The 17,966-nt window shown below is 38.7% G+C and carries 22 protein-coding genes; 11 read left to right on the plus strand and 11 right to left on the minus strand.

Annotated elements, in window-relative coordinates; translation table 11 throughout:
- Window positions 1–2 precede the first annotated feature (2 nt).
- From gldD to mutY, 4 genes are read right to left on the minus strand one after another with little or no spacing between them, the layout of a single operon-like run.
- The gene (gene gldD / locus ABXZ36_RS01325) at window positions 3–560 is read right to left on the minus strand and encodes a gliding motility lipoprotein GldD (protein ID WP_354613650.1); all 558 of its coding nucleotides are present in this window, start codon (window positions 558–560) and stop codon (window positions 3–5) included.
- A complete protein-coding gene (locus ABXZ36_RS01330; RefSeq protein ID WP_354613652.1) occupies window positions 550–1,878 on the minus strand; it encodes a gliding motility-associated protein GldE in 1,329 nt (442 codons plus the stop codon). The genes gldD and ABXZ36_RS01330 overlap by 11 nt, the downstream gene beginning before the upstream one ends.
- A 26-nt stretch (window positions 1,879–1,904) precedes the next feature.
- The gene (locus ABXZ36_RS01335; RefSeq protein WP_354613653.1) at window positions 1,905–2,375 is read right to left on the minus strand and encodes a single-stranded DNA-binding protein; all 471 of its coding nucleotides are present in this window, start codon (window positions 2,373–2,375) and stop codon (window positions 1,905–1,907) included.
- A gap of 24 nt (window positions 2,376–2,399) precedes the next feature.
- Window positions 2,400–3,437 carry an A/G-specific adenine glycosylase gene (gene mutY / locus ABXZ36_RS01340; protein ID WP_354613654.1) on the minus strand — a complete coding sequence of 346 codons (1,038 nt, stop codon included), beginning with the start codon at window positions 3,435–3,437 and terminating at the stop codon, window positions 2,400–2,402.
- 127 nt (window positions 3,438–3,564) lie between these two features.
- Here mutY and ABXZ36_RS01345 point away from each other — a divergent pair, with 127 nt between their 5' ends.
- From ABXZ36_RS01345 to ABXZ36_RS01390, 10 genes are all read left to right on the plus strand, one after another.
- A complete protein-coding gene (locus ABXZ36_RS01345; protein WP_354613655.1) occupies window positions 3,565–3,855 on the plus strand; it encodes an HU family DNA-binding protein in 291 nt (96 codons plus the stop codon).
- Between the two features lie 269 nt (window positions 3,856–4,124).
- Window positions 4,125–5,672, plus strand: coding sequence for an Rne/Rng family ribonuclease (locus ABXZ36_RS01350; RefSeq protein WP_354613656.1), 1,548 nt, complete (start codon window positions 4,125–4,127; stop codon window positions 5,670–5,672).
- Between the two features lie 161 nt (window positions 5,673–5,833).
- A complete protein-coding gene (locus ABXZ36_RS01355) occupies window positions 5,834–6,223 on the plus strand; it encodes a DUF1697 domain-containing protein (RefSeq protein WP_354613657.1) in 390 nt (129 codons plus the stop codon).
- Window positions 6,224–6,325: 102 nt separating this feature from the next.
- The gene (locus ABXZ36_RS01360) at window positions 6,326–7,033 is read left to right on the plus strand and encodes an SIMPL domain-containing protein (protein WP_354613658.1); all 708 of its coding nucleotides are present in this window, start codon (window positions 6,326–6,328) and stop codon (window positions 7,031–7,033) included.
- A 32-nt stretch (window positions 7,034–7,065) separates the two neighbouring features.
- Complete coding sequence (locus tag ABXZ36_RS01365) at window positions 7,066–8,202, plus strand: ligand-binding sensor domain-containing protein (protein ID WP_354613659.1); 1,137 nt, start codon at window positions 7,066–7,068, stop codon at window positions 8,200–8,202.
- Window positions 8,203–8,212: 10 nt separating this feature from the next.
- Window positions 8,213–8,659: a GNAT family N-acetyltransferase gene (locus tag ABXZ36_RS01370; RefSeq protein WP_354613660.1), complete on the plus strand. Its 447-nt coding sequence runs from the start codon at window positions 8,213–8,215 to the stop codon at window positions 8,657–8,659.
- A gap of 52 nt (window positions 8,660–8,711) precedes the next feature.
- Window positions 8,712–9,002: a hypothetical protein gene (locus ABXZ36_RS01375; protein ID WP_354613661.1), complete on the plus strand. Its 291-nt coding sequence runs from the start codon at window positions 8,712–8,714 to the stop codon at window positions 9,000–9,002.
- Window positions 9,003–9,181: 179 nt separating this feature from the next.
- Window positions 9,182–9,541, plus strand: coding sequence for a hypothetical protein (locus tag ABXZ36_RS01380; protein WP_354613662.1), 360 nt, complete (start codon window positions 9,182–9,184; stop codon window positions 9,539–9,541).
- A gap of 104 nt (window positions 9,542–9,645) precedes the next feature.
- Entirely contained in the window at window positions 9,646–10,056 is a 411-nt protein-coding gene (locus ABXZ36_RS01385) for a VOC family protein (protein WP_354613663.1), read from the plus strand.
- A 13-nt stretch (window positions 10,057–10,069) separates the two neighbouring features.
- Window positions 10,070–10,426, plus strand: coding sequence for a bleomycin resistance protein (locus tag ABXZ36_RS01390; protein ID WP_354613664.1), 357 nt, complete (start codon window positions 10,070–10,072; stop codon window positions 10,424–10,426).
- Window positions 10,427–10,512: 86 nt separating this feature from the next.
- Here the strand turns inward: ABXZ36_RS01390 and ABXZ36_RS01395 are convergent, their stop codons facing one another.
- Window positions 10,513–11,031 carry a DUF4494 domain-containing protein gene (locus ABXZ36_RS01395; protein WP_354613665.1) on the minus strand — a complete coding sequence of 173 codons (519 nt, stop codon included), beginning with the start codon at window positions 11,029–11,031 and terminating at the stop codon, window positions 10,513–10,515.
- 229 nt (window positions 11,032–11,260) lie between these two features.
- On the opposite strand from ABXZ36_RS01395, the gene ABXZ36_RS01400 reads away from it, so the two are divergent.
- Window positions 11,261–11,737, plus strand: a complete 477-nt coding sequence (locus tag ABXZ36_RS01400; RefSeq protein WP_354613666.1) for a regulatory protein RecX — start codon at window positions 11,261–11,263, stop codon at window positions 11,735–11,737.
- Window positions 11,738–11,793: 56 nt separating this feature from the next.
- Here the strand turns inward: ABXZ36_RS01400 and ABXZ36_RS01405 are convergent, their stop codons facing one another.
- From ABXZ36_RS01405 to ABXZ36_RS01430, 6 genes are all read right to left on the minus strand, one after another.
- The gene (locus ABXZ36_RS01405; RefSeq protein ID WP_354613667.1) at window positions 11,794–12,288 is read right to left on the minus strand and encodes a DUF6646 family protein; all 495 of its coding nucleotides are present in this window, start codon (window positions 12,286–12,288) and stop codon (window positions 11,794–11,796) included.
- 68 nt (window positions 12,289–12,356) lie between these two features.
- Window positions 12,357–13,214, minus strand: coding sequence for a cupin-like domain-containing protein (locus ABXZ36_RS01410; RefSeq protein ID WP_354613668.1), 858 nt, complete (start codon window positions 13,212–13,214; stop codon window positions 12,357–12,359).
- Window positions 13,215–13,283: 69 nt separating this feature from the next.
- Entirely contained in the window at window positions 13,284–14,378 is a 1,095-nt protein-coding gene (gene bioB / locus ABXZ36_RS01415) for a biotin synthase BioB (protein ID WP_354613669.1), read from the minus strand.
- 344 nt (window positions 14,379–14,722) lie between these two features.
- The gene (locus tag ABXZ36_RS01420) at window positions 14,723–16,153 is read right to left on the minus strand and encodes a flotillin family protein (protein ID WP_354613671.1); all 1,431 of its coding nucleotides are present in this window, start codon (window positions 16,151–16,153) and stop codon (window positions 14,723–14,725) included.
- Window positions 16,154–16,156: 3 nt separating this feature from the next.
- Entirely contained in the window at window positions 16,157–16,735 is a 579-nt protein-coding gene (locus ABXZ36_RS01425; protein ID WP_354613672.1) for a hypothetical protein, read from the minus strand.
- Between the two features lie 70 nt (window positions 16,736–16,805).
- Window positions 16,806–17,960 (minus strand): beta-ketoacyl synthase N-terminal-like domain-containing protein, encoded by a 1,155-nt coding sequence (locus ABXZ36_RS01430; RefSeq protein ID WP_354613673.1) that lies wholly within the window; start codon window positions 17,958–17,960, stop codon window positions 16,806–16,808.
- Window positions 17,961–17,966 lie beyond the last annotated feature (6 nt).

The raw sequence follows: 17,966 nt of genomic DNA on the forward strand, positions 1-17,966 counted from the left end.
TTTTAATTCTTCCACCTCATGGTTTCCATTATATGCCGTATGTCCTTTTGCAAATAGACCGCTGCAGGCAAAATAGAATCATAATTGGGTTTGGTATTAAAATAAAGGGAACCCGTTACGAAATGCGATATGCTATCCGTTAAATAAAATTGGGATTGGGATGCGGCGTTTCCCTTAACTTCATAATACATTCCATACACCTTATCCGTATCGTTTGCAAAAGGCTGCTCCAATATATTATCTGCTTTGCCAACATGTTCATAGGAAAACTTTTGCGCATCGGACATCAATTTAGATAAATTGCCCTCTACATTTTTGTAACTGATAAATATGGAGCCTTTCATTTCTGGATAATCTAGAGTGAGGGCACAATCCTCTTTCCTTTCCAATTGAGCTTGTTTACTATGTTCAAATTCATAAACACAGTCCATCTCTAATTTCTTTGAAGCCATTTCGGGATACTCCAATCTTAACATTGCCTTTGGCTTGGGAAGAACATCTTCCTTACAACCAACAAAACATGTCAAAAAAACAATCAAGAAAATAGATTTAAAATTCATGTGGCAACGATATTTTTATTTGTCTTAATCTCTTTTTATCCAAGCTTTCCACTATAAAGGTGTAGCCCTTAAAAAGAATCTTCTCCCCTCTTTTTGGGAAACTCCCTGCAATCTCTAATACAAATCCCGCTATGGTTTCAGATTCCCCTTTGCGTTCCTCAAAATCAATTTCATCTTCAATCTTGGCGACACGGTAGAAATCCTTTAGGGCTGTTTTACCATCAAACAAATAATTAAAATCGTCTAGTTTGGAAAAAACCAAGTCCTCATCATCAAACTCATCAATGATGTCCCCTACAATTTCCTCAATAATATCATCTAAGGTCACAATTCCTGAAGTTCCGCCATATTCATCAACTACAATGGCCAAGTGGTTTTTCATTTCTTGGAACTCCATCAAGAGGTCATCTAGCTTCTTGTTCTCAGGGACAAAATAGGGTTCCCGCACCAAAGTGGACCAATTAAACATTTTACGATCTATGTATGGCAAAAGATCCTTCACATAGAGTACCCCTTTCACATTATCAATATTTTCCTGATATACAGGCACTCTGGAATAACCATTCTTTTTGATCTCTTCCAACACCTCTAAAAACTTCATATCCATATTTAGGGCAAAAATATCTATCCTTGGCAGCATAACCTGCTTTGTATCTGTATTCCCAAAAGAAACTATTCCCTGCAAGATCTTTTGCTCTTCTTTTGTGGTATCGCCTTCAGAAGTTAGTTCCAAAGCCTGGGACAAATGGTCTACACTTAAGTTAGATTTCTGTTTCCCCAATCTACGATGTAGGAATATTGTAGCCGATCTCATGGGCATACTTAATGGGGTTAGAAGAAAATCTAATACCCTTAAGGGATAGGCCATACGGTTAGAAAAGGTTTTCCTATTTCTATTGGCATAAATTTTTGGCAATATTTCCCCGAACATTAAAATGAGGAAGGTTATTACTACCACTTCCAATAAAAAACGAACTGAAATTATACCCAACCATATATAGGTAATATTGGCAAATAAGACATCTCCCATATTACTGAACAACAAAACAATCCCGATATTAATGGTGTTGTTGGCTATAAGTATGGTAGCCAATAATTTTTTGGGGCGTTCCAGCAGTTTAACCACAATATTTCCTTTTGTGGTCTTTTTTTCTATGATCTCGTTGATATCTGTAGGGGAAAGTCCAAATAATGAAACTTCAGCTCCTGAAATTACCGCAGAGCATACTAGTAAGACTATAATAACAATTATTTGAAGCGCAAAAGCACTATCCAAAACTATAAAATTAAGCAGTAAACTAAAGGGGTCTGGATTCAACAGTCAAAATTTAGTGTAAGGTTATTTTAGAATGGCAAATCATCATCCTCTTCTGGCGCACTGGCTTTGGGCATTGCTTTTGGAGCGTTCGAAGTAGGTGTGCTAGTTTGAGAAAGTCCCGAAGAAGGAGCTACAGACGGGGCATTGGATGAACTTTCATTTTTGGTGGTTAAAAAAGTGAATTCCTGAACATGCACTTCTGTGGTATAGCGTGTGGTACCGTCCTCTCCCTGCCACTGGCGGTTTTTTAATCTTCCTTCAACATATATTTTATCACCTTTACTTAAGTATTTCTCACAAATTTCGGCGGCTTTATTTCTCACCACCACATTGTGCCAATCTGTATTGGTCACCTTTTCTCCTGTTTGCTTGTTCGTGTAAGTTTCATTAGTTGCCAAAGGAAAACGTGCAATACTGTTACCCCCTTCAAAATAATGAATTTTAACCTCATCTCCCAGATGCCCAATCAGCATCACCTTGTTTAATGTCCCGCTCATAATTGTAATCTTATATCAAAAATACTAAAATTTAAATGCATTTATAAACTCTGCTATCAAAACAGGCACGGGATATTCCTTTAGCTTGTCAAAACTAACCCCATTTTTGCGCTTCTCCTCACTTTTTACAATCCAAAATTTAGTATGCAAATGCTGGTGAGATAATCTATGGACAATAGTTTTTTCGTTAAATTGATAGATCTCCGAAGCTTCTTTTAGCTCCAATATCGCACCCATAGTTTTTTTTACCTCTTCCAATGAATATTCCTTTTCGGTTTCCAAAAGAGGGAATTCAAATAGATTTTGCCATATCCCTTTACCCCTTCTTTGCCTTATTTCAATATGATTAAATTTATCCAACACCACAAGGTAGTTGAAATAGCGTTCCTTAACCTTCGCCTTTTTCAATTTTACAGGGAATACATTAATTTTTCCTTTTTGCAATGCCACACAACTATCACTCAAGGGACAATGCAGACAGTACGGATTTTTAGGCGCGCACAGCAAGGCTCCAAACTCCATGATACCTTGGTTATAATCCGCAATCTGATTGGCATCCATAACCTTTAATGACAAAGCTTTAAAATACGTAATGCCCTCTGTACTATTAATAGGTAAGTCTATTCCAAAATAACGTGACAGCACCCTATACACATTGCCATCTACTACTGGTTGAGCCTCATTGAAGCAAAAAGAAGCTATGGCACTAGCAGTGTAATCCCCTACTCCCTTTAGCGATAACAACTCCTTGTAGGTATTTGGAAAATTCCCATTGTATTTTTCCGAAACTAATTTAGACGTAGTATGTAAGTTTCTTGCTCGGGAATAATACCCTAGTCCCTGCCATAGTTTTAAGACCTCTTCTTCCGAAGCCTTCGCCAAGTCATGAACGGTAGGAAATTGTTCAACAAACCGCTCATAATAAGGCATGCCTTGGGACACACGTGTCTGTTGCAACATGATTTCTGATAGCCAAATCTTATAGGGATCTTTGGTGTTTCTCCAAGGCAAACTTCGTTTGTTGGCCGAATACCAAAATATAATTTTTTGAGAAAAAGACATTTATAAAAAGCTAAAAAACAAAAGTAAAGGTTTATAGACTTAAAATTAAGTCCTTTAAGATAAAAGATTGAATTTAATTCATATATTTGCAACCCGAAAAAAACACATAGAAAATCTATAATACAAAATGACGAAAGCAGACATTGTAACGAAAATCTCAGAAAAACTGGGCATTGAAAAAGGAGATGTACAGGCTACTGTTGAAACTTTTATGGAAGAGGTAAAGACTTCATTGGAAAATGGAGATAATGTTTACTTAAGAGGTTTTGGTAGTTTCATTATTAAAACAAGAGCAGAAAAGACTGGTAGGAATATTTCTAAAAATACCACCATCAAAATACCTTCGCACAACATTCCTGCATTTAAACCCGCCAAGGTTTTTGTTGAAGGAGTTAAAAGCAACGTAGAAGTTAAATAAAGTACTAACCCTAAAGTAAATTTTTATGCCTAGTGGTAAAAAGAGAAAAAGACATAAGGTAGCGACTCACAAACGCAAAAAGCGTAGGAGAGCTAACCGTCACAAGAAAAAGTAGTTTTAGAACTACTTTTTCTTTTTATTAAGTTCATTGACATAGAAATTCCTTAACGGAATTTCAACGGGTTTTAACAGCCTGTTAGAACTAATGTTTAATCCATTTGTCCCAAACTCGATTTACATCGTAAAGGGATAAGTATAAATTGATTCAGGTGAATAGAGAACTGATCGTAAGATCAAGTCCTGAAGCCGTCGATTTTGCCTTATTAAAGGATGGAAAACTTACAGAACTTCACAAAGAAGAAGAAAGTAACAACTTTACGGTTGGCGATATTTTAATTGCCAAAGTGCGTAAGCCAGTTACTGGATTAAATGCTGCCTTCGTCAACGTTGGATATGAGAAAGATGCCTTTCTACATTACCATGACCTAGGACCACAGCTTTCTACGATGTTGAAATTTGTAAAAAAATTGAGTATGGGAAAATTGAAAGATTTTACCCTGAAAGACTTTCCATTTGATAAAGAGATAGATAAGGATGGTAGCATCAATGATGTTATCAAAGCCAATCAATCTTTATTAGTGCAAATTGTTAAAGAACCCATTTCCACAAAAGGACCTAGAATAAGTTCAGAGCTTTCATTAGCAGGACGTTATTTGGTAATGGTCCCTTTTTCTGACCGAGTCTCCGTTTCACAAAAAATAGAGAGCAAGGAAGAAAAAGAAAGACTTAAAAGGCTCGTTAAAAGCATAAAGCCTAAAGGATTTGGCGTTATTATAAGAACAGTTGCAGAAGGCAAAAAAGTAGCCGAACTGGACAGAGATCTACAGAACTTACTGACCAAATGGACAGTAATGTGCAAAAAGTTGTATAAAGCTCCGCATCCATCCAAAGTACTGGTTGAATTGAACCGTGCATCCTCCATTTTAAGGGATGTATTCAACGATTCCTTTACAGGAATATATGTAGACGATGAAACGCTTTATACCGAAGTAAAAGATTACGTGCAAGAAATTGCACCTGAGAAAGAATCTATTGTAAAGTTGTACGATTCCAATGTTCCAATTTTTGAAAAATTTGGAATAGATCGGCAAATTAAAACATCCTTTGGCCGTACCGCCTCCATGAGTAAGGGTGCGTACTTGATTATAGAACACACCGAAGCACTCCACGTAGTGGATGTAAACAGTGGCAACCGTTCCAACAAAGCAAAAAATCAAGAAGATACAGCCCTGGAAGTAAATTTGTTGGCAGCATCTGAAATTGCAAGACAATTGCGATTGCGGGATATGGGAGGTATTATCGTTGTAGATTTCATCGATATGTCCAAACCTGACCACAGAAGGAAACTTTTTGACCACCTTAGGGATGAGATGAAAGATGACCGCGCCAAACACAAAATCTTGCCCCCGAGCAAGTTTGGACTCATACAAATTACAAGACAACGGGTTAGGCCCGAAATGAACATAAAAACTAGTGAGGAAAATCCAAATGCCCCAGGGCAAGAAGTGGAAGCCCCAATTGTTTTGATCGAAAAAATCAATTCAGACCTAGAAAAATTGTTAAAAGGCCCAGCAAGTGATACCGGGATTACATTAAATATACATCCCTTTATTGCGGCTTACATCACCAAAGGTTTCCCATCTATCCGTTCCAAATGGTTTTTGGAACATAAGAAATGGGTGAAAATACAACCAAGAGATGCGTACACGTATCTCGAATACCGTTTTAAGAATAAAGACGGTAAAACCATATATTAATAAAAAGCGACTCCAGCAACGGGGTCGCTTTTTTTGTTCTTCGCAGCCCCAACCTTTAAATTTAAACACCAAATCCAGGTTACTTCAAATCTTAATTATTTGACCCTTATTATTTATCTTAGGGACTACAGTATCTAAATAAGTAACATCATCGTAAAATTATGAAAACCGAAAAGGAGATTTCAACACATTTAGAAAAAATTTTTTGTTTTCCTATTCCAACCATAATCAGAACACCCGAGGTTATATACAACGTATTAGAACACGAACCCTTTATTTATACAGAACGCACCAAAGAAATCAGATTATATGTTTCCTTTTTGAAGAAAAATAGTGATGCTGATTTGGAGTTTCCATGGATAAGCCCAAATCATTCTTTCAAAATAATTGGCAAAATAGAGCAGACTATTCTAAGTGTATTAGACCTCTCCATATCTAAATCCCCTAAGGCCATGGCATCTTTAGAACTCCATTATGGAAAAGAAATTACCACCCGAAACTGGAATACGATTGAACTCATAGGGCATAAGTTACCAAGACGATCCAACTAAATTAATAATCCATAAAATAAATCCAACATCATTATAGCGATGGTTATATATGTTGTTATCACCTAAAATTCAATATCTTAGAGACACTTAAAAATAGGTTATATGAAAACTGACTGGTTGAAGATAGCTTTAATCTGTATTTCAATAGTAATTGCTGGCTACTTCGTAGGAAACATGCAAAAAACTGGCAAAAAATACGATAGATATGTTCAAGTAAAAGGTCTTTCTGAACAAGAGGTAAACGCCGATCTTGCTGTGTGGCCCATCAATATAACCCTTACTGGAAATGATCTGAAATCCCTTCAAAGTGATATTGAATCTCAAAATAAGGACGTTTATAATTTTTTTATTGCACAAGGATTTAGTCAAAATGAATTGACCAAAGGCAGTACCAATATTAGTGATATACGCGCAGACATTTATAATTCCAATTATCAGAACAACGCTTTTAGATATTTGGCCAAGTCAGAATTCACCGTAAGAACCAAAGATATTGACAAGCTTCAAAAAGCACTTTCCGAGTCATTGGAACTCATGTCTAAAGGGATACTACTTGGATCCAAAAATACCTGGAGGCCCATTGAGTATATTTTTACTGGCCTTAATAAACTAAAACCTTCTATGATAGAGGAAGCAACTAAAAATGCCAGGGAGGTTGCGGAGAAATTTGCACTAGACTCAGATGCCGATGTAGGGGAAATAAGAATGGCCAGCCAAGGTCTTTTTTCCATAACCGACAGGGATGAAAACACCCCTCAGATAAAATTAGTTCGCGTAGTTTCTACTATAGACTTTCATCTGGAAAATTAATGAGGCTGTTAAATAAACATTAACTCCAAAAAATGGATCAAAGAAGGCTCAAAAGAAAGTATCAAGCAGGCACACCAATTTACGTTTTGCTCCTTTTTTTAGTTTTAATCACATCATGTAATGGCCAGTACAAAACCAATGTACCACCAAACATTTCCGAAAGCCATAAGAAAAAATCCAAAACAATCCCCAACAATACATCGGTATCAGAATACCAACTTGCCACACAGAAATATGGAATGCCTTTACTTACCCCTCCAAGGATAAGCGATTTTGTCCGAAGAATATTTCAGGACAACAGTGGAAATCTGTGGTTCGGGACCAATGGCGATGGGGTCATCCGTTATAATGGCGATTCCCTACAATATTTCTCAATTGATGAGGGGTTCGGCGGGGTTGCGGTACGAGGTATTATTGAGGATAAGAAAGGTAATGTTTGGTTTGGGACAGAAAGGGGGATAACCAAATATGACGGAACATCATTTACCAATTTTACAGAGAAAGATGGCCTTATCAATAATGATGTTTGGAGTATGGCAATAGACCGCAAGGGAATCATCTGGATAGGCACCTTGCAAGGTGTAAGTCGGTTTGATGGAGAAGCGTTCACTCCATTTGTCATACCCGAAGCTAAACCGGACTATACCAGAGGGGTTACAAGCTCCAAAATAGTCCATAGTATCATGGAAGACAGCAAGGGAAAAATGTGGTTTGGCACCAATGGAGGTGCCTATAGCTATGATGATAAGTCCTTGACCAATTTTTCGGAGAAGGATGGCTTGTGCAACAATAATGTGAATAGCATTTTAGAGGATAAGGAAGGCAACCTATGGTTTGCTACTACACACAAGGGGATTTGTCGTTTTGATGGAAAATTATTTACCAATATGAGCGACCAGTATGGCCTCAACGGTACAGAGGTATGGCATATTTATCAAGATCATAAAGGTAACATTTGGTTCCCTGTAAAAAGTTTTGGGGTGTATAGATACGATGGTAAATCATTTACCAATTTCCGTGAAAAGGACGGTCTCGCCAGTGATGCCATTCAGAGTATATTTGAAGATAAAGAGGGACGACTTTGGCTAGGAGGTTGGTTGGGACTCAATCGGTACGATGGCACCTCATTTTTCAAAGTTTCCACAATGGATGCTCCTTGGGCTAAATAATTAAGATCATATGAATTATAGAAAAGCAAAAATCAAGGATTTGGATGAATTATCCGTAATGTTCGATGCTTATAGGGTTTTTTATCGCAAGGAGACAGATATTGCAAGTGCTAAAAACTTTCTGACGGAAAGAATTTTAAAAAACGATTCTGAGATTTTTGTTGCGGAAAACTCTGAACACCAATTAGTTGGATTTGTACAGTTATACCCGCTATTCTCCTCTGTTCGCATGAAAAAATTATGGATGTTGAACGATTTATTCGTAAATTATATCTGTCGTAAGAAGGGTATTTCCTTGGGATTGATTGACAAAGCCAAAGAACTTGTTGAAACCTCGCATGCTTGTGGCATGTTTTTAGAAACTGAAAAATCCAATTTAGTGGGCAATAATTTATATCCAAAATCCGGATTTAAATTTAATCAAGACTCCAATTATTATGAATGGTATCGTAAATAACTACGCTACACCCTAAATAATACTTAGGGCTATGGTGCTAAAATAAAGAGTTATGATCATACAACACAAAAGACTTTATATCATCCTGCTTATCGCGGTAAGTATATTGCTTATACCATTACTGGCCATGCAGTTTACGGAGGAGGTCAAATGGACCTTGTCCGATTTTCTAGTGGCAGCGTTCCTCCTTCTGGGTACAGGTTTAATGATTGATCTGGTCCTAAGAAAAGTGACCAAAACAACCTATAGAATTGCACTGTGCACAGCACTTCTGATAAGTCTTTTCCTTATTTGGGCAGAACTCGCCGTTGGTATCTTTGGCACGCCCCTAGCTGGTCAGTAAGCGGGATCAAAACAAATTGAACAATCAGACAAGTACTAGAATGGTATTTTGTTATTAAATTCAAACTAAAAAAACAATAGGGTGTTCTTTTTATTTCTTAATGAACATCCAGTTATTGCACGAAAAGCAATATTGCTAAAAGTAATTTTTCTTGAACGTTTAACTTGTATAGTCAGAATATGAGAAAATACTATATCGGAATAATAGCAAGCCTTGTGACCTTTATCTCTTGTGAACCAAAAGTTATCGCGGATTTTGAAATTACAAATAATTCTGGGTCAAGAATTGATTCACTTAAAATTGGAGGAAAGAAAGCTTACAATACTTCATTTATTTCTATAAGACCAAACGAAAAAGCGCATTACAAAGCTGATATGACCAGCGCTATACAAACTGATAGTTCTTATATTATTTCGTACAAACAAAATAATGAAACCATACTACTGCCATTTCAGTATTTCATAAATAGATACCCAAATAATAAATTGATACTTATAGATATTCAAAAAGATACCTTATCGATGGATATTGAATTCTGAAATTACCGATTCTATCACTTTTTAATATAACGGTTCTTAAAATCAAAAATCCTATCAAAATATTTTTTACCTTTTTGTAGCAAATATTAAAATCATCCAGCATCATGGCCAAGAACAAACATCATATGAAGATTGCAATGGTCAGCGTATTTGTAGCCGATCCCGATAAAGCTTTTAAGTACTACACAGAGGTACTGAGCTTTGAAGAGGTGATGTATTCCCATGAAAGCCATATTGCCATTGTAAAATCCACCTTAGAGCCCAAGGGCATCAATTTACTTTTAGAACCCACAGAGTCTGGAGGTATTGAAGTTGCCAAAACCTATAAGAAAACCCTATACGGTATGGGCATGCCAGTTATCACCTTTAGTACAACTGATATACAAAAAACCGTTGATGAGCTAAAGACCAAAGGCGTTGTCTTTAAAAAAGAACCTGTAAAAACAGGCTATGGCTTTGAAGCTGTTTTTGATGATGCCAATGGAAATTTCATCCAACTAATCCAATTGAATTAAAAAGAAACAAGGTATGCTCACCGATATTCATCCGAAATTACCTATGCGCAATAAAAATGTTACGCGAGAATTCTACGTGATCAAGTTGGGCTTTACCGAATTTGGCAGTTCAGATTATGATGGATATTTAATGCTGCAGAAAGACAATATTCAAATTCATTTCTTTAGGTTTGAGGAGCTCGACCCAAAAGAAAATTATGGTCAGGTTTATATTAGAACGGACCATATCGATCAATTTTACCAATTAATAATAGCTAATAAAACGAGCATACATCCAAATGGACCCTTAGAAACAAAACCTTGGGGACAAAAGGAATTTTCTGTTCTGGACCCCGATAATAATCTTTTAACCTTCGGACAAAACCTATAAAAATAAATAGAAAGGTGCATACATAAATTTAAAATTTATGTATGCACCCTTCTATAATAATAAATCCGACTTTTGTAATCTTGTCGCTATTCTACTTCACTATCCTCTAAAACTTCTTCTTCAGCCGTTTGAGTTTTCTCAATTACCTTAAATTGCTCCAATTGTTCTTCTTCTCCCGTAAAATATGGAAAAACATCCATTATGGGAGATTCCGTGATTGCAGGCACAGTGTAATCCCCTGTAGTACCCTTCATAGCCTCAATGGTATTGTCATAGGCTTCTTTTAGGTCATTAGCCTGTACTAGCATATAGATATTGGTCTTGCGTTCCTTCCCACTGTTTTCATCAAAGGCAATCAAAGCTACCTTAGACTTAAACCAACGGTCGGAGTTTTCCACAGGGTGCACTTCTGAAAAATTGGCGACTTTAATATTGGTAATCAAGAACTCTTCCCTTGTATAGGCAGCCATCTCTTGGTTGATTCTAGTCTCAGCCTCTGTATAGGAAATGGCATCCAACAAGTACGTTTCTGTAGTAACTTTTTGTTCTCCAGTCTCTTGTATTTTTCTGTATTTTACTTTGCACTCATACCAGGTTACGCTCATGTCTTTTTATTTAGGATGCCAAATATAACAGTTAAAAAAGGCTTACTTAGAAATCCTTAAAAGAGATATTCACAAATTGTTCTTTACACTCTTTTTTACATAAGTACAGGATACAGAAACATAAATGAATAAGAAAAATAATTTTTAAAATATTTCTTACTTCCTAAAAATCCTTTGCCATTTCTTCAAATGGACTTAGCTTTGGAACTCTATGCACAATAATGGTTACATGGACTTCTCACGTCCAACCTACACCTTGGAAGAAGCTACCAGAAAATTGGAGGGCTATTGTGCCTATCAAGAGCGCTGCCATAAGGAGTTAGTGCAAAAATTACGCGATATGCGTATGATTCCTGACGCTATAGACCAGATCGTGGTACATCTTATAGATCATAACTTTTTAAACGAAGAGCGCTTCGCTATGAGCTATGCAAGGGGGAAATTTAATATTAAAAAATGGGGCCGTAACAGGATTACCCAAGAACTGAAACAACGGGAGATCTCTAAATACAACATCCAAAAAGCGTTGGCCCAACTGGACACCCACGTCTATGTGGAGACTCTAGATGCCTTAGCCAAAAAAAGATTGGGTACCATTACAGAGAGCAATATCCAGAAAAGAAGAAAAAAACTAGCCGACTACCTCTTGTACCGAGGGTGGGAAAGTCATTTGGTGTACGAAAAAATATCCGAACTCATCAAATAAAAAGCGCTCCCTTTTCTACCAAAAAGAAGCGCTTCACTATTTATAATTTTTATTCCCTATAGGTTAAATGAAGCTCCAATACTGAAGACGAACTGATTGTTCAATTCTTGCGCTGGAGTCAGGTCACTATTGTCATACTTAGCCAAAGGTGCTGCGAATTCCATAAAAATACCAAATCCGTCCGTAAAAAAGTATCGGGTACCCAAGTGACCTCCAAAATTACGAAGGCCCAAGCTCAAACCAGGATAGATATCCATTTGGTTGCCCAATTGGAACACACTCCCCAAATTGGCGTTGAATCTTGCTCGTACATCTACCCTGTCATCAAATTCAGCATTAATGGTTTCCTCTACACCCAAAATATAGGTGGCTGTAAACCCTATTGAAAAATTCTCTCCAAGGCCTGTATCATAAGTGGTAACGATTCCCGCTCCATTATTCTGGAAATTGGCCCCAACTTGAAACTTGGAATCTCCCTTTCCTTCAAAAGCTTGGGCATTGGCGAAAGTTGCTGACAAAACAAACATTACTAAAACTAGTGCTTTTTTCATATAATTCTTTTTAATACTATCAGGTTTTAAAATAAGTTACAAATGTATTTAATTCCTCGAAACTTGCACTATCCCACAAGTTTGTTTGTACGTATTACGGCCCGTTCATTTTTCCAATCGATCCATTCCTGTCCCTTCAACTTACGCATAAACTGGTCATAATACCGCATCACCAAGACGTTGTAAAAAGCGGTTCCCAAATTTTTTGGGTTTCGGGCAATAGCCCGAAGACTCATGGAAAATCCAGGCGTTACATATTTCATATAGTGCCAATATCCTTCTGGCATATACAAAACCTCTCCATGCTGTAATTGTGTCTTATAACCCTTAGCATTTTTTAAGGCTGGCCATTGGTCTAAATCCGGATTAGAGAAATCGATGCTTTCATGGGTGATAAGCGCATGAGGAACCTTGTACAAATACTTGTTCTCAGACTGAGGAAAAAGGATAATTTCTTTCTTTCCCTCAAAATGAAAGTGGAATATATTGGCCAGATCTATGTCGTAATGCATAAAGGTTGAGGAATTCTCTCCTCCAAAAAACAGCATTGGTAAGCCTTTCATCAATCTCAATCCAAAATCGGGGAAAGAAAAGTCGCGCTGCAACTCGGGCACCTCCTTTAATACATTCCATAAAAAGATTCGATACTTGGTGGGTTCAGCTTTGAGAAGGTCAATATAGTCTGCCATTTGCATTTTAGCGTGAGGCTCGTTAAACCCATCCTTATGGTTCACGGGCCTATCGTCGTATAAGGGTACCGTTTTATGACCGGCCACCTGCTTCATATATTCTAGGCTCCATTTAGAATAGGCAGGCCACGCCTCAATGAAGCGCTCTATAACAACAGGCTTTTGGGGTTTAAAATACTTTACTATAAAATCTTCCTTGGTAATAGTCTTTACCCGGGGTATATCCTGTAAATTCAAACGCTACAGATTATCTTAACCTTCTAAATTTAATTACCCAATCCGAATCCTTTAACAGGGATTAGAGGTCTATTCCGAAAGTTTTGCCTTTTGCTTAGCACTTTCGTTACGTTCTATTGTATGTCCTGGTCTGCTCCATTTTGGTTTCTCTCCCAAAGGCTGGAATTTAGAATCTTGTGCCTCAACAGTTTTTGGCTGTGACACTTTTGTAAATGGCTTCTGGGGATTTAAGCCCAAGAGTTTGAACATTTCCATATCCTGGTTAACATCTGGATTAGGGGTGGTCAATAATTTATCTCCTGCAAAAATAGAATTCGCTCCCGCAAAAAAGCACATTGCCTGTCCTTCTCTACTCATCTCCATGCGCCCTGCAGAAAGCCTTACCTGGGTTTCTGGCATTACAATACGCGTGGTTGCCACCATACGAATCATCTCCCAAATAGAAATAGGCTCAATATCTTCCATTGGCGTTCCTTTAACGGCTACCAAAGCATTGATGGGCACCGATTCTGGCTGTGGGTCCAAGGTAGCCAAGGCTACTAGCATTCCCGCCCTATCCTCAATCTTTTCACCCATTCCAATAATTCCGCCACTACAAACGGTCACATTGCTTTTTCTTACATTTCCTATGGTATCCAAACGGTCCTTAAACGCCCGTGTGGAGATTATATCCTTGTAATAATCCTCAGATGTATCCAAATTGTGGTTGTATGCATACAATCCGGCTTCCGCCAAACGCTGTGCCTGGTTTTCAGTTAGCATTCCCAAGGTACAGCACACCTCCATATCCAATTTGTTAATGGTGCGCACCATCTCCAATACATTGTCAAACTCTGGTCCGTCTTTCACGTTACGCCAAGCTGCACCCATACATACCCTAGAACTTCCGGATGATTTGGCACGAAGGGCCTGGGCCTTAACTTGCTGAACAGACATAAGGTCATTACCCTCTAAATTGGTATGGTAACGTGCCGCTTGCGGACAGTACCCACAATCTTCTGGACAACCCCCTGTCTTAATAGACAACAAGGTAGACACCTGTACTGTATTAGGGTCATGTGATTTACGATGCACCGTTGCTGCCTCATACAGCAACTCCATCAATGGCTTATTGTAAATTTCTAGAATGGCCTCTTTGGTCCAGTTGTGCTTTATTTCGCTCATAGATCTATATTGTCTGGGGCTTACCGCTATTTTATCGCTTTCCTGCTAGGTTTCCAATCTTGTCAGATTTTAAAAACGTTGAAGGGTCTAGCAAGGGAAATAGCAGCCGGGCTGTACACTCTATCTTTTCTTTTATCGGTCATCCATCACCTGCAATCCGAAATCCCAAAAGAAAAGGATGTCATTACCATCCCTAAGCCAAAAGTTCAAATTAAAAATCAAAAATAGCCTATTTACAAATCATATCCCAATAAACAAATCTGGAAATATATTGTCCTAAGTTAAAAAAGCCTGTGAAACATCAGGATGCCACAGGCCTTAAAATAGTTAATTACGTATGAAGCTTATTCTTTACCTGTCTTGGTCTCAGACTTTTTAGAGTTCGCTTCTGTGTTTTCTGCCTCTAATTCCTTACCCTTCAAATATTCTGGCAATTGCATCCCCGCCATATTGAACATTTCCTGTAAAGGGGGTACGGATTTGTACATGCCGGAGATAAAATTAGCCGTAGAACCTTTGCCATCCGCAGTTTTAGAACCGGAATCCCAAACGGTCACCTTATCAATTTTAATATTTTTAATGGCTTCGGCCTGTATCCTTACCAATTCGGGCAATTTATCGGCGATCAATAACAATACGGCATCCTTGGGATTGTTGCCTGCTGCCTTTACAATCTCATCCAGTCCCTTTGCCTGCTTGGTTAAAACTTCCAACAACCCTTGTGCTTCCGCTTGGGCTTTGAACAAAATGGCGTCTGCCTCTCCTTTGGCCCTTCTACGGATGCGTTCCGCCTCTGCTTCAGCATCGATCTCCACCTTTTTCTTATCGATCTCTGCAGGAACGATGATATCCGCCATTTGGGAACTGCGCTCCCTATCGGCCCTAGCAAGTTCCGCGTCCTTTTCTGCAGCATAGGATTCCTCCAAGGCTTTTGCTGACTGGACCTTTTCTGCTGCAATGGCCGTGCGTTCTGCCTCCGCCTCTCGTTGACGACGTAGGGAATTCGAATTCGCCTCATTGATTTTTGCAATATTTTCCCCTTCTACGGCTTTAGCATTGGCAGCCGCTACTTGGGTGCGTTCGTCCTGTACTGCGTTAGCCTCTCCAATGGAACCGTCCCTGTTCTTTTCGGCAACAGATTTACGAGCTGCGTTGATGGCATGAGCCGCAGCTTCCTTACCTAAAGCTTCTATATAGCCCGACTCGTCAACAATATCCGTGATGTTTACGTTAATCAGTTTTAGTCCTACTTTCTTCAATTCCGATTCCACACTTTGTGAAATATTGGTGAGGAATTTATCCCTATCGGAGTTTATTTCTTCAATATCCATTGATGCCACTACCAAACGTAGCTGTCCAAAAATAATCTCCTTGGCAAGGTCTTGCACTTCTTGCATCCCTTGTCCCAAAAGTCGTTCTGCAGCATTCTGCATAATCCCTGGCTCTGTAGAAATACCAATGGTAAAACGAGAGGGTACGTTAACCCTGATATTTTGCTTACTCAGTGCATTTACCAAATTCACCTCTATGGAAATAGGCGTAAGGTCTAGAAATTCATAATCTTGAATCACCGGCCAGATAAAAGCCGCCCCACCATGGATACAACGGGCAGAATTACCGGTACCCACCTTACCGTAGACCACTAAAATACGGTCAGACGGACATCTTTTATACCTACGTATAAAGGAAATAATAATAATAAAAAAGAATAGAATGGCAAAGCCGATGGCCAGCAAGGTGGCACTGCCGCCCATTTGTAAGGGTACTGATAGCATTGATTATTTATTTAGGAGTTCAACAATTAATATTCCGTTTTTGGTCACTTCTTTTACTTGCACAACATCTCCCATGACCAGATCCCTGGCCTCTTCGGTAAGGGCATCCAATTCGCGGAGTGTCCCCTGTACTTTTATGCTCACCTTGCCAATAGAAGATCTATTGGAGCCAATGGTGAGGTAGACTTCCCCAACCTGATTTAAGGCATTGCGTAGTTTAAGGGTGCCACTGCTTTGTAATTTGCTCAAATAATAAAACAGGGAAGCCATGGCGAACATCATGATAAGACCGCAAACCAATGAAATAAGTACGGTCATGGTCTTGGACCAGCCCCCTTCAAGGCAGGCAATTCCTGACCATCCAAAAATAGTGAGAAAAGCCACAAAATTTTTTATGGACAAGAATTGGAAACCAATTCCCGTATCACCTTCAATTTCGGCATCCACATCGCCGCCAAATTCATCTGCGTCACTACCGATCATGGTCAGGATCAAAAGGATCATCAAAATAACAGAAGAGATAATTGCTACGGCCCAATAAATTTTTTCGAAGATGGGCAATCCTTCAAACCAAAGTTCCATATGTATTACACGTTTTTGTTAAAGGCTGGTAAGATAGAATATTTTCTTATATTTTTTGAAAAATACTTCCCTACCTTGAAAGAAGAACAGATACAGCATTTCCCCCAAAACCTACGGCATTTACCATGACCTTATTGATTTTTTGGAGAGCAGGCTCTTGATGTAAGTAAGGAACTCCAATATATTTCTGTTTTTGAAACATCAATATGGCCAATTCCATGCTTAACATCCCCGATGCCCCAAACGTATGTCCAATCTTCCATTTATTAGTAGTAAGAAGTGGCTTTTTGTTACGGAAAATTTTCGCAATGGCATTTTTTTCGGATAAATCGCCCTTTATGGTGCCCGGGGCGTGCATCACAATCACATCTACCTCATCAGGATTCGTAGTACCCAAGGCCATATGCATGGAGCGCTGGAAACATTCGGCCTCCGTGGATATGGAAATGTTGTGCTGTAACACTTCCGTGGCGTAGCCTACCCCTTCTATCACTGCCAAGGCATTGTCTTTTCTACCCCTTTCCATACATATCATGGAGGCACCCTCACCCAAGACCATGGTATTCGACTTTTTTTTCAGGTCCAAAGCGCGACAAGGATAGTCCGATTCTTCTCTGGAATAAATTTTTAAAGCCTTCATCTGAGCAATGGTAAAAGGTGTCAAAGGAGCTTCGGATCCCCCTACCATAAACTTATCTGCCATCCCACTCTTAATCCAAGCCATTCCGTTCAATACGGCGTGCAACGCTGTGGAACAGGTAATGGAATGGGATATTTCTGGACCTTTTGTTTGTAGGTCGTGTGCAATCCAAGAAGAAATATTCCCCAATGTAGTCGTTGGCGAGGCCAAAGTGGAGGTCTTATTGGTGCTCAGAAATTCTTTGTGGTATTTTTCAAATAGGGTTGTTGCTCCCCTTGAGGAACCTACATTCACCCCAAAATTATCCCCTGATTTCCACTTGGCCATTTGCATGGCTTTTCGTGAGGCGAACATTGCATAAAGCACACTGTTATCCAGACCTTTATATTTTGAATCAAAGGTTTTAAACTCTTCTATCTCTTCCTTGGCATGGTCAGGAAGTGGAGCAACCCACGCCATGTACTCCCCTATTTTTTTCTCAATCAGATGGTGCTCGTCCTTAAGGTAATTCTCCCAAGACTCTTCCAAGGAAATTCCCAAAGGAGAAATGGAAGCTAAGGCGGTGATCGAAACAAGGTTACTCAAAATAGG

It is taken from the genome of Sediminicola arcticus (genome assembly GCF_040566695.1).
Taxonomy (GTDB): domain Bacteria; phylum Bacteroidota; class Bacteroidia; order Flavobacteriales; family Flavobacteriaceae; genus Sediminicola; species Sediminicola arcticus.

Coding starts and splice junctions, on each gene's coding strand:
- ABXZ36_RS01360 (WP_354613658.1), top strand. CDS start 6,326: ATGAAAACTGACTGGTTGAAGATAGCTTTAATCTGTATTTCAATAGTA.
- ABXZ36_RS01380 (WP_354613662.1), top strand. CDS start 9,182: ATGAGAAAATACTATATCGGAATAATAGCAAGCCTTGTGACCTTTATC.
- ABXZ36_RS01400 (WP_354613666.1), top strand. CDS start 11,261: ATGGACTTCTCACGTCCAACCTACACCTTGGAAGAAGCTACCAGAAAA.
- ABXZ36_RS01370 (WP_354613660.1), top strand. CDS start 8,213: ATGAATTATAGAAAAGCAAAAATCAAGGATTTGGATGAATTATCCGTA.
- ABXZ36_RS01395 (WP_354613665.1), bottom strand. CDS start 11,031: ATGAGCGTAACCTGGTATGAGTGCAAAGTAAAATACAGAAAAATACAA.
- ABXZ36_RS01390 (WP_354613664.1), top strand. CDS start 10,070: ATGCTCACCGATATTCATCCGAAATTACCTATGCGCAATAAAAATGTT.
- ABXZ36_RS01355 (WP_354613657.1), top strand. CDS start 5,834: ATGAAAACCGAAAAGGAGATTTCAACACATTTAGAAAAAATTTTTTGT.
- ABXZ36_RS01335 (WP_354613653.1), bottom strand. CDS start 2,375: ATGAGCGGGACATTAAACAAGGTGATGCTGATTGGGCATCTGGGAGAT.
- ABXZ36_RS01365 (WP_354613659.1), top strand. CDS start 7,066: ATGGATCAAAGAAGGCTCAAAAGAAAGTATCAAGCAGGCACACCAATT.
- ABXZ36_RS01385 (WP_354613663.1), top strand. CDS start 9,646: ATGGCCAAGAACAAACATCATATGAAGATTGCAATGGTCAGCGTATTT.
- ABXZ36_RS01375 (WP_354613661.1), top strand. CDS start 8,712: ATGATCATACAACACAAAAGACTTTATATCATCCTGCTTATCGCGGTA.
- bioB (WP_354613669.1), bottom strand. CDS start 14,378: ATGAGCGAAATAAAGCACAACTGGACCAAAGAGGCCATTCTAGAAATT.
- ABXZ36_RS01345 (WP_354613655.1), top strand. CDS start 3,565: ATGACGAAAGCAGACATTGTAACGAAAATCTCAGAAAAACTGGGCATT.
- gldD (WP_354613650.1), bottom strand. CDS start 560: ATGAATTTTAAATCTATTTTCTTGATTGTTTTTTTGACATGTTTTGTT.
- mutY (WP_354613654.1), bottom strand. CDS start 3,437: ATGTCTTTTTCTCAAAAAATTATATTTTGGTATTCGGCCAACAAACGA.
- ABXZ36_RS01420 (WP_354613671.1), bottom strand. CDS start 16,153: ATGCTATCAGTACCCTTACAAATGGGCGGCAGTGCCACCTTGCTGGCC.
- ABXZ36_RS01405 (WP_354613667.1), bottom strand. CDS start 12,288: ATGAAAAAAGCACTAGTTTTAGTAATGTTTGTTTTGTCAGCAACTTTC.
- ABXZ36_RS01425 (WP_354613672.1), bottom strand. CDS start 16,735: ATGGAACTTTGGTTTGAAGGATTGCCCATCTTCGAAAAAATTTATTGG.